At 60.0% G+C, this 12735-nt stretch carries 15 protein-coding genes; 7 read left to right on the forward strand and 8 right to left on the reverse strand.

Translation table 11 applies throughout. The annotated features are described in order from the left end of the window. Window positions 1-72 precede the first annotated feature (72 nt). Together ACW9JE_RS23000 and soxR are read right to left on the reverse strand one after the other, a co-directional pair. Window positions 73-531, reverse strand: a complete 459-nt coding sequence (locus ACW9JE_RS23000) for a VOC family protein (RefSeq protein ID WP_457434041.1) — start codon at window positions 529-531, stop codon at window positions 73-75. Window positions 532-704: 173 nt separating this feature from the next. Continuing rightward, window positions 705-1160: a redox-sensitive transcriptional activator SoxR gene (gene soxR / locus ACW9JE_RS23005; RefSeq protein WP_224540854.1), complete on the reverse strand. Its 456-nt coding sequence runs from the start codon at window positions 1158-1160 to the stop codon at window positions 705-707. A gap of 95 nt (window positions 1161-1255) precedes the next feature. On the opposite strand from soxR, the gene ACW9JE_RS23010 reads away from it, so the two are divergent. After that, window positions 1256-1621 (forward strand): antibiotic biosynthesis monooxygenase, encoded by a 366-nt coding sequence (locus ACW9JE_RS23010; protein ID WP_457434042.1) that lies wholly within the window; start codon window positions 1256-1258, stop codon window positions 1619-1621. On the opposite strand, the gene ACW9JE_RS23015 is transcribed toward ACW9JE_RS23010, so the two are convergent. Further along, window positions 1618-2721: a sigma-54 interaction domain-containing protein gene (locus ACW9JE_RS23015; protein WP_457434043.1), complete on the reverse strand. Its 1104-nt coding sequence runs from the start codon at window positions 2719-2721 to the stop codon at window positions 1618-1620. The two genes, ACW9JE_RS23010 and ACW9JE_RS23015, sit on opposite strands and share 4 nt — an antisense overlap. A 237-nt stretch (window positions 2722-2958) precedes the next feature. Here ACW9JE_RS23015 and ACW9JE_RS23020 point away from each other — a divergent pair, with 237 nt between their 5' ends. The 4 genes from ACW9JE_RS23020 to ACW9JE_RS23035 all read left to right on the forward strand — a co-directional run bounded on the left by ACW9JE_RS23020 (window position 2959) and on the right by ACW9JE_RS23035 (window position 7177). Beyond that, window positions 2959-3228: a hypothetical protein gene (locus ACW9JE_RS23020; protein ID WP_457434044.1), complete on the forward strand. Its 270-nt coding sequence runs from the start codon at window positions 2959-2961 to the stop codon at window positions 3226-3228. Between the two features lie 101 nt (window positions 3229-3329). Further along, window positions 3330-3944, forward strand: a complete 615-nt coding sequence (locus ACW9JE_RS23025; protein WP_457434045.1) for a LysE family translocator — start codon at window positions 3330-3332, stop codon at window positions 3942-3944. 204 nt (window positions 3945-4148) lie between these two features. Continuing rightward, window positions 4149-5306, forward strand: a complete 1158-nt coding sequence (locus ACW9JE_RS23030; RefSeq protein ID WP_457434046.1) for an aminotransferase class V-fold PLP-dependent enzyme — start codon at window positions 4149-4151, stop codon at window positions 5304-5306. 62 nt (window positions 5307-5368) lie between these two features. Then, window positions 5369-7177: an aminopeptidase P family protein gene (locus tag ACW9JE_RS23035; RefSeq protein ID WP_457434047.1), complete on the forward strand. Its 1809-nt coding sequence runs from the start codon at window positions 5369-5371 to the stop codon at window positions 7175-7177. Here the strand turns inward: ACW9JE_RS23035 and ACW9JE_RS23040 are convergent. After that, window positions 7170-8078: a LysR family transcriptional regulator gene (locus tag ACW9JE_RS23040; protein ID WP_457434048.1), complete on the reverse strand. Its 909-nt coding sequence runs from the start codon at window positions 8076-8078 to the stop codon at window positions 7170-7172. The genes ACW9JE_RS23035 and ACW9JE_RS23040 overlap by 8 nt on opposite strands. A gap of 104 nt (window positions 8079-8182) precedes the next feature. Between ACW9JE_RS23040 and ACW9JE_RS23045 the strand changes: the two genes are divergently transcribed. Then, window positions 8183-9181, forward strand: coding sequence for a zinc-dependent alcohol dehydrogenase family protein (locus ACW9JE_RS23045; protein ID WP_224540869.1), 999 nt, complete (start codon window positions 8183-8185; stop codon window positions 9179-9181). Here ACW9JE_RS23045 and ACW9JE_RS23050 read toward each other — a convergent pair. Together ACW9JE_RS23050 and ACW9JE_RS23055 are read right to left on the reverse strand one after the other, a co-directional pair. Continuing rightward, window positions 9178-9768 carry a 2-hydroxychromene-2-carboxylate isomerase gene (locus ACW9JE_RS23050; protein ID WP_224540871.1) on the reverse strand — a complete coding sequence of 197 codons (591 nt, stop codon included), beginning with the start codon at window positions 9766-9768 and terminating at the stop codon, window positions 9178-9180. The two genes, ACW9JE_RS23045 and ACW9JE_RS23050, sit on opposite strands and share 4 nt — an antisense overlap. Before the next feature lie 50 nt (window positions 9769-9818). Continuing rightward, a complete protein-coding gene (locus tag ACW9JE_RS23055) occupies window positions 9819-10547 on the reverse strand; it encodes an SDR family oxidoreductase (RefSeq protein WP_224540873.1) in 729 nt (242 codons plus the stop codon). A 92-nt stretch (window positions 10548-10639) separates the two neighbouring features. Here ACW9JE_RS23055 and ACW9JE_RS23060 point away from each other — a divergent pair, with 92 nt between their 5' ends. Continuing rightward, window positions 10640-11200, forward strand: a complete 561-nt coding sequence (locus ACW9JE_RS23060) for a TetR/AcrR family transcriptional regulator (RefSeq protein WP_224540875.1) — start codon at window positions 10640-10642, stop codon at window positions 11198-11200. A 10-nt stretch (window positions 11201-11210) separates the two neighbouring features. On the opposite strand, the gene ACW9JE_RS23065 is transcribed toward ACW9JE_RS23060, so the two are convergent. Together ACW9JE_RS23065 and rhtA are read right to left on the reverse strand one after the other, a co-directional pair. Next, the gene (locus ACW9JE_RS23065; protein WP_224540877.1) at window positions 11211-11492 is read right to left on the reverse strand and encodes a hypothetical protein; all 282 of its coding nucleotides are present in this window, start codon (window positions 11490-11492) and stop codon (window positions 11211-11213) included. 167 nt (window positions 11493-11659) lie between these two features. Further along, complete coding sequence (rhtA, locus tag ACW9JE_RS23070) at window positions 11660-12547, reverse strand: threonine/homoserine exporter RhtA (RefSeq protein WP_457434049.1); 888 nt, start codon at window positions 12545-12547, stop codon at window positions 11660-11662. Window positions 12548-12735 lie beyond the last annotated feature (188 nt).

Consider the following 12735-nt stretch of genomic DNA (forward strand, 5'->3'; position numbering starts at 1 on the left):
GGGATCTGCTGTGAACAGAATCAACTGTGGGAGCGAGCCTGCTCGCGATTGGCCGGTTCAGGCAACAAAACTTCAACCCTGCTGAAACATCTCCCTGGCCCGCTGCTCGATCTGCTCCTGGGTCAGATCTTCCTTGCGGCTCGCCAGAAACCACAAATGACCATAGGGATCCCGCAAGGTCCCCGAACGGTCGCCATAGAACTGATCCTTGACCTCCGACACCACAATGCCGCCAGCGGCAATCGCCTGTTGATAGGACTTGTCCACATCGTTCACATACAGATGCAAGCCCACCGACGGCGATTGATCGGGATTGCTCAACGGCCCCTGATCGCACGGCGTGCCGAGCATGATCGGGCAGTCGCCGATGCGCAGCTCGGCATGGCCGATACCGCCGTCGGGCATGGACAGGCGCATGACTTCGACGGCGCCGAAGGCCTTCTTGTAGAACTCGATGGCCTCGGCGGCTTTTGCGATGCCCAGGTATGGGGTGATGCTGTGATAACCCTCTGGAATCGGTTTGACGCTCATGACAGTTCTCCTTTCTTGTGAATAAACGATCGGGTCCAGCCGAACGGTTAAATATAGGAGCTGGCTATACCGTGCACAGTTGGCTGCGATCTTTTGATTTTGATCCTCTGCAGGCGTCGAGTTCACAAAAAAATCGCAGCCTGCGCCAGCCACATCGTCAAAGAAGCAGGTGATTATTTCGATTCCAGCAACTGCGCCCCAGGCCCTTGCTCTCCCAATACATCCCCGGAATTGCGCAACGGGCACGCCTCCATCGACAGACAACCGCAGCCAATGCAGCCATTGAGCCTGTCGCGCAGCAGAGTCAATTGCCGGATGCGCTCATCCAGATCCCGACTCCACTGCTCCGACAACAGCTTCCAGTCCGTCGCCGTCGGCGCGCGGTTGTCGGGCAAGTTCTTGAGCGCCTCGCCAATCTCCGCCAGGGGCACCCCCAGGCGCTGGGCGACCTTGATCAGCGCCACCCGCCGCAGCACCCCTCGTGGATATCGCCTCTGGTTGCCCTGATTGCGGCTGCTTTTGATCAAACCTTTGGATTCATAGAAATGCAGCGCCGTGACCGCCACACCGCTGCGCGCCGCCAGTTGGCCGACGGTGAGTTCCTTGTGCACTTGCTCCGGGCTGATCATTTGAAAAAAGCTCCTTGACCTCTAGTTAACTAGAGGTTTTAACCTGCACGCCTTCGGATCGCAAGATCCGTCCTACAGCAAGCGGGGGAGTGTTCATGCAAGCGCCGGAGAAAAATCGCAGTTTCACCCAGTTGATCGAATTCGAAATCGAACCCCATCAGCAATTGGCGCTGGTGACGGCGCTGTCGCAGCAGACCGAGCGCCTGGCCCAGCACTGCAGTGGCTTTCTGAGTGCCAGCATCCAGGCCAGCGACGATGGCCGGCGGGTGCTCAATTATCTGCAATGGCAAACCCGCGAGGCCGGGGAGGCCGCGTTCCAGGGCTTTGAAAGCGGCGAGCAGGATTTCTGGCAACTGATCCGCGCCCATCAGGCGAAGACCGTCACCTTCGGTTCATTCCAGGTGCTGCACAGCCTGGAACTCAGCCAGGACCGGGCGTTGCACTGCAATCTGGTGCTCTAGATCGAGAGCTGCATCAAACGCTCGCCCTGGACGTTTTCCAGCGGACGGCGCTTGTTCACCGCCAGTTCGCCGATCTTGATCAGGCGGGTGCGGGTCACGTTGCGGCTCAACCCCAGCAGCGCGGCGGTGTGCACCTGGTTGTAGTGGCTGAAGCGGTAGGCCGCCCGCAACAAGGCGTCTTCGACTTTCTCGTGCAAGGCGCCGGCCTGTTCTTCGAATAGCTTCTGGAAGGCCCGGTCGAGTAGTGCTTCGGCGCTGTCGTCGAGTTGCGGGTGAGCATCGTCCTGCCGTTCGATTCGCAGGTTCGACAGTCGCAGGTCATCACGCTCGATCACCCCGTTACGGCAAATCAACAAGGTGTGATGTATGACGTTTTCCAGTTCGCGGATGTTGCCCGGCCAGCTGTAGCTGCGCAGCTTCAGCTCGGCCTCCTTGCTCAGGGTGATCGCGCCGTAACCCAGGCGCTGGCTGTAGACGTCGATGAAATGGCGGGTCAGCGGCAGGATGTCCCCCGGACGATCGCGCAGCGGGCTGAGATCCAGGCTTACAACGTCGAGCCGGTAGTACAGGTCCTCGCGAAAATGTCCGGCGTTGATGGCTTTTTCCAGCTGCACATTGGTCGCCGCCAGCACCCGCACATTGATGGGAATACTCTTGCGCGAACCCAGACGCACCACTTCCCGTTCCTGCAACACCCGCAGCAACTTGACCTGGATGGCCATCGGCAAGTCGCCGATTTCATCGAGGAACAGGGTGCCGCCGTCCGCCTCTTCGAACCAGCCGGCCTTGGCACTCAGGGCGCCGGTGAACGCGCCTTTTTCATGGCCGAACAATTCGGCCTCCACCAGGGATTCGGAAAACGCGCCGCAATTGACCGCCACGAAGGGGCGATGGCGTCGGGCACTGAGGCTGTGGATATGTCGGGCGACCAGCTCCTTGCCGGTGCCGGTTTCGCCAATGATCAGCACGCTGGCTTCACTGGGCGCGATTTGTTGCAGGTGTGCCAGCAGGGCCTGGGATTGCGGGTCTTCGAACACCTGTGCGGTGGCGCGGATCGAAGTGGCCAGTGCGGGCGAGGGTGGTAGGGTCAGCAGTTGCATGGAGGCATGCTCCTTGTAAGGCAGGCTATGAATCCAGTGGGTCATGAGCCGATTTATAAAGTGTTGCTGTTATTCCGTAAAATAATATTAAAAACTATTTATAGGTCATAAAGAGATATGTCATTCGGGCATTAGAAAAACTTGATAGCGACTATCGAGAGTGATGATTTCTGCTCATCCGGAGACGCGGGTAGCCTGTGTTCATTGCCCAAAACCCAGATTGCCAGGACGCCAGACATGAAAACGCTGATCACCTCTTTCCTGCTGTTAAGCCTTTCCGTTCTCGCCGGATGTGCCACCCATGTCTCCCCGGAACTGCGGCCCTACACCGCTGAGGAAACCCGCGAACTGGCGATGGAAGCCTTGAATCGCCAGGGTTTGTCCTTCGATGAATACCACGCGAAAAAAGCCGAGTTGCTCGGTCAGCCACAGAAAACCTTCGGCTTCGACCAGCAGGGCGAGATGAATGCCGAGCGTGCTGTACAGCTGCACGGCCGCGCAAGCTGAACAAAAACTGTACCGATCGAACTTTTGCTCAACTGTCCATGGGTTTCCTCAAGGGTGTGCGATAGGGTCAATACCTGACCGACCCTGACGGACTGCCACCCATGACGCTCTCACTCGATCTGCTGCTGGGCTTCGCCCTGTTTGCCCTTGTCACCTCGATCACACCCGGTCCGAACAACACCATGTTGCTGGCATCCGGCGTGAATTTCGGGTTCAACCGCACCATTCCCCATATGCTCGGCATTTCCTGCGGCTTCTTCGCGCTGGTCGTGGCGGTCGGTTTCGGCCTGGGCGCGGTGTTCCAGACTTACCCGGTGCTCTACACCGTGCTGCGTTACGTCGGCGCTGTTTATCTGCTGTACCTGGCCTGGAAGATCGCCCATTCCGGACCGGTGTCCGACAGTCAGCAGAGTGAAGGCAAACCCATCAGCTACCTGGGTGCCGCCGCCTTTCAATGGGTCAACCCCAAGGCCTGGATCATGGCCATTGGCGCCATCAGCACTTACACGCCGATGCAGGGCTACTTCACCAACGTCATCGTGATTGCCGCGGTCTTCGCCCTGATCAACCTGCCGAGCGTCGGGCTCTGGGCCGCCTGCGGCACGCTGCTGCGCAATGTATTGAAGGATCGCCGCTGGTTGCGCGTGTTCAACTGGGGCATGGCGGCGCTGCTGGTGGCTTCGCTGTATCCGATCCTGCACGAAAGCTTTAGCTGACTCGCCGCTTCTTCCGGTTGCCCGATGCCTGTAAGCTGGCTTTTCAGGAGCGTACCTACGCACTTTTAATGAAGTTGGACTTCTTTAACGGCATCCGATCAGGTATTGGTAGCGTTCTGAATCCGCAACGCAGCTCACAAGGCTGCGTTTTGGCGTTTGCAGTCACGAGCCTCCTGACCCCGGAACACGCTCTGCGAGTCATATATGAATAAACGTCCGTTGTATTTCGACTACGCCGCCACCACGCCGGTGGATGAGCGAGTCATCAAGGTCATGGTCGAGTGTCTGGGCTTCAACGGCAATTTCGGCAATCCGGCCTCCAGCTCCCACGCATTCGGCCAGCAGGCCCGGCAGTCGGTCGAGCTGGCACGGCGGCAAGTCGCTGAACTGGTGGGCGCCACGCCCGAGCAGATCGTCTGGACCAGCGGCGCCACCGAATCCAACAACCTCGCCCTCAAGGGTGTCGTCCAGGCCCGCGGCGCAGCCGGCGGCCACATCATCACCAGCCAGATCGAACACAAGGCCGTCCTCGATACCGCCCGGCAATTGCAGGAAGCCGGTGTTGCGGTGACCTATCTGGTTCCGGACGCCGATGGCCTGATCACCCCGCAAGCGGTCAGCGAGGCGATGCGCGAAGACACCTTCCTGGTGTCGCTGATGCTGGTGAACAACGAACTGGGCACGGTCAACGACATTCCTGCGATCGGCCAGGTGGTGCGTGAGCGGCAGGCGCTGTTCCATGTCGACGCGGCCCAGGGTGCCGGCAAGGTGGCGATTGATCTGGCCGAATGGCCGGTGGATCTGATGTCCTTCTCCGCCCACAAACTCTACGGCCCCAAGGGAGTCGGCGCGCTGTATGTCGGCCCGCGAGCACAGCAGCGCGTGCTGGCGCAGATCCACGGCGGAGGCCACGAAGGCGGCTTGCGTTCCGGCACCCTGGCGACCCATCAGATCGTGGCCATGGGTGAGGCGTTCGCCCTGGCATCGGCGGCATTCGCTGAAGAAAAGACGCGGATCGTCGTGCTGCGCGAGCGTCTGCTCGATCAATTGCTCGGCATGCCGGGCGTGCGTCTCAACGGCAGCCCCGAGCAACGCATACCCCACACCCTGAGCCTGACGTTCAGCGAAGGCGAATTCAATTCGACAGCTTTGCTGGCTTCGATCGCGTTCTCCGCGACCTCGGCCTGCAATTCGGCGAGCAATACGCCTTCCCACGTGTTGCTGGCTTTGGGGCATGACGCCCGCTCGGCCGGTCGCACCATCCGCCTCAGCCTGGGACGGTTCACCACCGAGCAGGACATCGACCAGGCGGCACAACTGATTAAAGCGGCCTGCGCCAATGCTCCGGCATTCTGGCAGTAGGCGATAAAGGCCGACGTTGATCGGCTTTAAACAACAATGATGAGTGGTTAGCAGGAGTTACGATGAGTACGCAGTCTTCGATCAATGGATCGGTGCCCCAGCGCCTGGCGCAAACCCGTGAGCTGATGAGCCGGGAGGGCATTCACGCGCTTCTGGTGCCGTCGGCCGACCCGCACCTGTCCGAATACCTGCCGGGCTACTGGCAAGGGCGCCAGTGGTTGTCGGGCTTCCATGGCTCGGTCGGCACCCTGATCGTGACCCCGGATTTCGCCGGTGTCTGGGCCGACAGCCGTTACTGGGAACAGGCAACCAAGGAACTCAAGGGCAGCGGCATCGAGCTGGTCAAGCTGCAACCGGGTCAACCGAGCCCGCTGGACTGGCTGGCCGAGCAGACCCCTGAAGGCGGCGTGGTCGCAGTCGATGGCGCGGTGATGGCCGTGGCTTCGGCGCGTACACTGGGCAACAAGCTGGAGGAGCGCGGCGCGCGTCTGCGTACCGACATCGACCTGCTGAACGAAGTCTGGAGCGATCGCCCGACGCTGCCGAACGCGCCGCTCTATCAGCACAAGGCGCCGCAGGCCACCGTCAGCCGTGGCGAAAAACTCGCCAAGCTGCGCGAAACCCTGCAGGCAAAAGGTGCCGACTGGCATTTCATTGCCACCCTCGACGACATTGCCTGGCTGTTCAACCTGCGCGGTGGCGACGTGTCGTTCAACCCGGTGTTCGTGTCCTTCGCCTTGATCAGCCAGCAGCAGGCCACCCTGTTCGTTGCGCTGAGCAAGGTCGATGCCGAGCTGCGTGCGGCTCTGGAAAAGGATGGCGTGACGCTGCGTGATTACAGCGAAGTGGCCGCGGCACTGGCTGCGGTGCCTGGTGGGGCAAGCCTGCTGGTCGATCCGGCCCGTGTGACAGCTGGCCTGCTGGGCAATCTCGATAGTGGCGTGAAACTGGTCGAAGGTTTGAACCCGACCACCCTGGCCAAGTCGCAGAAGAGCCTGGCCGATGCCGAACACATTCGTCAGGCCATGGAGCAGGACGGCGCGGCACTCTGCGAATTCTTCACCTGGCTCGACTCGGCGATGGGCAATGAGCGCATCACCGAGCTGACCATCGACGAAAAACTCACCGCCGCACGCGAGCGTCGTCCGGATTATGTGTCGCTGAGCTTCAACACCATCGCCGCGTACAACGCCAACGGCGCTATGCCGCACTACCACGCCACCGAAGAAGAACACGCGGTGATCGAGGGTGACGGCCTGTTGCTGATCGACTCCGGCGGCCAGTACCTGGGCGGCACCACCGACATCACGCGGATGGTGGCGGTGGGTACCCCGACCGAAGAGCAGAAGCGCGATTGCACCCGCGTGCTCAAGGGCGTGATTGCCCTGTCCCGTGCACGGTTCCCCAAAGGCATCCTGTCGCCGCTGCTCGACGCCATCGCCCGTGCGCCGATCTGGGCCGAGAATGTCGACTACGGTCACGGCACCGGTCACGGCGTCGGCTACTTCCTCAACGTTCACGAAGGTCCGCAAGTGATCGCCTATCAGGCCGCGCCTGCGCCGCAAACCGCGATGCAGCCGGGCATGATCACCTCCATCGAACCGGGCACCTACCGTCCGGGCCGTTGGGGCGTGCGTATCGAGAACCTGGCGATGAACCGCGAGGCGGGCAGCAGCGAGTTCGGCGAGTTCCTGGAATTCGAAACCCTGACCCTGTGCCCGATCGACACCCGCTGCCTGATTCCGTCGCTGCTCAGCGAAGAGGAAAAGCAGTGGTTCAACGCCTACCACGCCGAAGTGCGTCAGCGTTTGAGCCCGTTGCTCGAAGGTGCGCCACTGGAGTGGTTGAACACTCGCACGGCCGCTATTTGATCGCTTGCAGTTCAGGCGCTGACTCCAGCGCCTGGCTCATGTAATCGACGAAGGCCCTGACCCTGGCGGATTGGCGACGATTCGCCGGGGACACGGCATAGATCGGCAGGGATTGCGCAACGTAGTCCTGCAGGATCGCAGTCACTCTTCCCGCCTTCAGGTCCTCGCTGAACAGCCACACCGGCGACAGCGATATTCCCAAACCTCCCAATACCATCTCGCGAATCGCTTCGGAGTTGTTACTTTGCGCGTTGCCCTTGATCCGCACTTCGTGGCCTTCGTACGTCCATAGATTCTGGGTGCTGAGCAGGTTGAACAGCAGGCAGTTGTGCTGGCTGAGTTCTTCAGGGGTTTGCGGCTGGCCGTGTTGTTTCAGGTATTGCGGTGCCGCGACGGTAACCCGGTGGGTAGTGCCGACATGACGGGCAATCAGGCCGCTGTCGTTCAGTGCGCCGATACGGAAGGTGACGTCCAGGCCTTCGCTGACCAGATCCTGATTCTGATCGCTCAGTTGCAGGTCGATCTGCACGTTTGGGTTTTGCTTGAGGAATTGCGCCAGGCGCGGGGCAATCTGCAATCGACCGAAGCTGACCGAGGAACCGATTTTTAGCGGTCCGGCGATGGACTCCCGGCCGGACTGGAAACTGTGCTCGGCGGCGTCCACTGCGGCAAGGATCTGCCGGCATTCGCTGTAATAGCGCTGGCCTTCATCGGTGAGGGATAGCTTGCGGGTGCTGCGGGCAATCAGCTTTCCGCCGAGTTGCGTTTCCAGCGCACGTAGCACCTTGCTGATGGTCGGCTGGCTGGTCTGCAATTCACGTGCGACGGCGGAAAAGCTGCCGCGTTCGACCACGCGCACGAAAACGGCCATTGCGTTGAGTTTATCCACAGCGTCTCTCATTCATGCCGGATGGGCATGTTCACTATAGCGATATGGCGTCTTATCGGCATGAGTCGGTTGGCGGAAGATCAGTCCTGACTCTTCTTCTGACAGGAAATATCGAAATGACTGACTCACTGCAAATGCGTGCGCTGATGGTTGATTCGGCCAATGCGCCTTTCCGTCTGGCTTCCATCGATCGTCCGGTGCTCGGGGCAGGGCAGGTGCTGGTAAGGATTGCGGCCAGTGGGGTGAACCCGCTGGACGGGAAGATCCGTGCGGGTCAGGCCGGTCATGCGCGTCAGCCTCTGCCTGCGGTGTTGGGTATGGATCTGGCGGGGACCGTGGAAGCTGTGGGCGCTGGCGTCGGTGGCTGGACGCCTGGCGATGAAGTCTACGCGATGGCCACGGGGATTGGCGGGGCCCAGGGTTCGCTGGCGGAGTACGCGGTCGTCGACGCGCGGTTGCTGGCTCGCAAACCGAACAATCTGAGCATGCGTGAAGCGGCGGGGTTGCCCCTGGTATTGATTACCGCGTGGGAAGGGCTGGTCGATCGGGCGCGGGTGCGGGCGGGGCAGAAGGTCTTGATACATGGCGGAGCGGGTGGTGTAGGTCACGTCGCCGTGCAGATCGCTCGCGCTTTCGGTGCCGAGGTGTTTGCCACGGGCTCGGCTCGAAGCCAGCGGATCATCGAGAGTCTGGGGGCTACCTTTATCGACTATGGCAAATCGTCAGTCGAGGACTATGTGGCTGAGCATACGGGCGGGGAGGGCTTCGATATCGTTTATGACACCGTGGGCGGCGAAACCCTGGATGCGTCTTTCAAGGCGGCGCGGGTTTATCACGGTCATGTAGTGAGTTGCCTGGGATGGGGGCAGCACAGCCTCGCGCCGCTGTCATTTCGCGGGGCGAGCTATTCCGGAGTCTTCACCTTGCTGCCGCTCCTGACCGGTGAAGGGCGTGAACATCATGGGGAAATACTGGGTGAGGCGTCGCGCCTGATCGAAGCCGGCAAGCTCAAACCGATTGTCGACTCGCGCCGGTTCACCCTGGAAAGCGCCGAGGCCGCCCATGAGCTGCTCAAGTCGGGAGCTGCACAAGGGCGGTTGGTCATCGAGATTTAACTCAGGGCCTGGCGAACGAATTCCAGGCGGTCCTGACCGAAGAACATTTCGTCTCCGACAAACATGCTGGGGGCACCGAAAACGCCGCGTTGAACGGCTCTTTCGGTGTTGTCCTTGAGCGCGGCCTTGATGTCCTCATCGGCTGTCAGGGCCAATGTTTCGTGGGGGTCGAAACCGTTGCGGGTCAGCACGGTCGCGACGGTTGCCGGGTCATCGAGACTTTGGCCTTCATCCCACAGGGCCTTGAACAGGCAATCGATAAAGGCGGCAAAACGCTCGGGATGGCGCAACTGGATACCGGTGACGGCGCGCATCAGCATCAGGGTGTTGATCGGGAAGTGCGGGCTGTACTTCAGCGTCACGCCATAGCGCCTGGCATAACGATCGAGGTCCTGAAGCATGTAGCGACCCTTGGCCGGGATGGTCGCCGGAGAGGCGTTGCCGGTCGCTTTGAATACACCGCCGAGCAGGATCGGGATGAAGACCAGCTGGCTGTCGGTTTGCTCGCAGATTTTCGGCAGCTGGGTGTACGCCAGGTAGGTGGCGGGGCTGCCCAGGTCAAAATAGAACTCCACTGTTTTGCTCATGGTCGATGCGCTCTGTTTATTGTTAGCTGTTTATTGTTGTAGAGGAGGGCTTACCAGCGTTCATTCCAGGGGCGCAGATCCAGCTCGAACGTCCAGGCGTCACGGGGCTGGTTGTGCAGGTACCAGTAATTCTCGGCAATGTGTTCAGGGTTGAGAATGCCGTCCTGATCCTTGGTCGCGTATTTTTCGGGAAAGGATTCCCGGATGAAGTCGGTATCGATGGCTCCGTCGACGACGACGTGCGCGACGTGAATATTCATCGGGCCCAATTCGCGGGCCATGCTTTGCGCCAAGGCGCGGATGCCGTGTTTGGCGCCGGCGAACGCGGCGAAACCGGCAGCTCCCCGCATGCCGGCGGTTGCACCGGTAAACAGGATCGTTCCACGTTGGCGCCGCGCCATGCGGATGGCCACTTCGCGGGCGTTGAGAAAACCCGAGAAGCAGGCCATTTCCCAGATCTTGAAATACTTGCGGGCGGTTTCTTCGAGGATGCTGCAGGGCACGTTAGCGCCGATGTTGAAGACAAATGCTTCGATGGGCCCAAACTCGTTTTCAATCTGCTCGATCAGGGCGACGACCTCTTCTTCCTTGCGGGCATCGCAGGCAAACCCATGGGCCTGGCCGCCACTGGCGCGGATGGTCTCGACCAGCGGCTGTAACTTGTCTGCGCTTCGACGAGTGACGCAGGCGACAAATCCTTCCTTGGCAAAGCGTTTGGCAATGGCGCCGCCGGTGGCATCACCTGCGCCGACGACCAGTACGACCTTCTTGTTATTCATGGGCAGATCCCTTTGGTAAACGATCGTTAACTAAACGAACGTTATGCTACGATTCGCGCAGCGTCAAGGTGGCCAATTCTGAGGGAAGGGCAATGCGATACTCGGTCAATCACAAGCTGGAAACCCGGGAAAAGCTGCTGCAAAGCAGCGCGGTGTCCGCCAAGAAGTCGGGTTTTTCCACGGTGGGTGTCGACGGCTTGATGAAGGCGATCGGCTTGAGTGGTGGGGCGTTCTACAGCCATTTTTCGTCCAAGGATGAACTGTTCGCTTCAATCGTCGAGCGTGAACTACGGCAGAGTCTGGAGCGATTGGGAGCTGATCGGGATCGCGAAAAGCTTGAGCGCTGCCTGAAACGTTATCTCAGCATGTCCCATGTCGAGCATCCGGAAAGCGGCTGTGCCTTGCCCGCACTGGGCGCCGAGATCGCTCGCTGCGATGAGGCGATTCGTCAGCAGGCGGAGCACTGGATTTGTCAGTTGCAGGAAAGTTGGGCGCAGGTGCTGGAGAGCGACAGCCTGGCCTGGGCCGTCCTGTCGCAATGCATCGGAGCGTTGGTGGTGGCACGGATGCTTGCCACACCAGAGCTTCAGCAAAGGGTGCTGAAGTCGAGTTACGATGAGATCGGTCGCCAGATTGCAGATCCGAACGCCTGACGGCCTCACATCATTTGCAGATGACAATCATGCTGCGGCTGGTATAGCCCGCCGGATTGAGACCGAAGGGGTAATCCCCCGGCTCCTCCACCCCATCCCCTGACTTCGCGATGACCTTGTATCCCTTGGGAGCGCAAGAATTGGCGGCACTGCTGTAGCACTTGTCCCAGGAGGACGAGAGGCCTGAGCAGTTGATGTGTAGCCCTTTCTTGCCGTGCTTGATCTGGGTCTTCGTGGTCGCCGCACAGCCCGCAACTGCAAGTACGGCGATCAGTATCAAAATTCGTTTCATTGCTTTCCTTGGTGCATTCCGGATCTGACGCCCGGTCTCGCAGTAATCGCTTTTCGTATGAAGCGTTCTGATATCCCTATCCTGAAAAGTCCATGTCTGACACTGGGTTGCGGGCCTAAACATGGCCTAATTGAACGGTAAATACCAGCACCTCTTCACATCTTGCGTTAATCCGCCGCAACGGCGGGCTTTGCGGCACTGCCCATGGTCATGGTTGCGCCGACAGAAGCCAGGATGATGCACAGGATAGCCATCCACTGTGACAGCGAGAGGTATTCATGAAGGAACAACAAACCTGACAGCGCGCCAAAGGCCGGCTCGATGCTCATCAGGGTGCCGAAGGTTCTGGCCGGCATGCGAGTGAGGGCGAGCATCTCCAGGGTGTAAGGCAGTGCCGTGGACAGGATGGCGACGCCGAGGGCGATCGGGAGCAGGGATGGCGTCAGCAGTGCGCTGCCGGCGTGGACAAAGCCGATCGGAGCGACGAAAAGCGCGGCAATCATCACGCCCAGCGCGGCGGTCTGAACGCCATGATCGGCGCCGGCTTTCTGACCGAAAAGAATGTACAACGCCCAGCAAACACCTGCGCCCAGTGCGTATCCCGCGCCCAGTGGATCGATGGCTGCCGTTGTCGCGCCTGTCGGGATCAGCAACAGCAGGCCGACAGCCGCCAGGGCAATCCATAGAAAGTCGATTGCCCTGCGGGATGCGTAGATGGCGACGGCCAGGGGACCGGTGAACTCCAAGGCTACCGCGATACCCAAGGGGATTGTTTGCAGGGACATATAGAAGAGGAAGTTCATTCCCCCCAGTGCCATGCCGTAGACGATGACCGTGCGCAGTGATTTGGCGGTTAGCTTGGCTCGCCACGGTCGCAGTATCAGCAGCATGATCACGCTGGCAAAGATCAGACGCAGGGTGGTGGTGCCCTGGGCGCCGATTACCGGGAACATGCTTTTGGCCAGGGAGGCACCGGACTGGATCGACGCCATGGCTATTAATAGCAGGCCTACCGAAAACAGGGTCGAGGCAAGGCTGCGAGGCTGATCATTCATTGAGAGGCATCGTCCGAAGTAGAGAGCTTGGTATATTAGTCTTGATTTTGTGCAATATACTGCGCAATCACTGCGGGCGCGTCTATATATAGCCGCTAATTTGTATTTGTTGATAGAAAGTTCAAATCAGTGCTTGACGGCAGATTTCAGATCTCTATAATTCGCCCCACTTCCGGCGCAGTCGAAAC

It is taken from the genome of Pseudomonas sp. SDO55104_S430, from assembly GCF_054070595.1.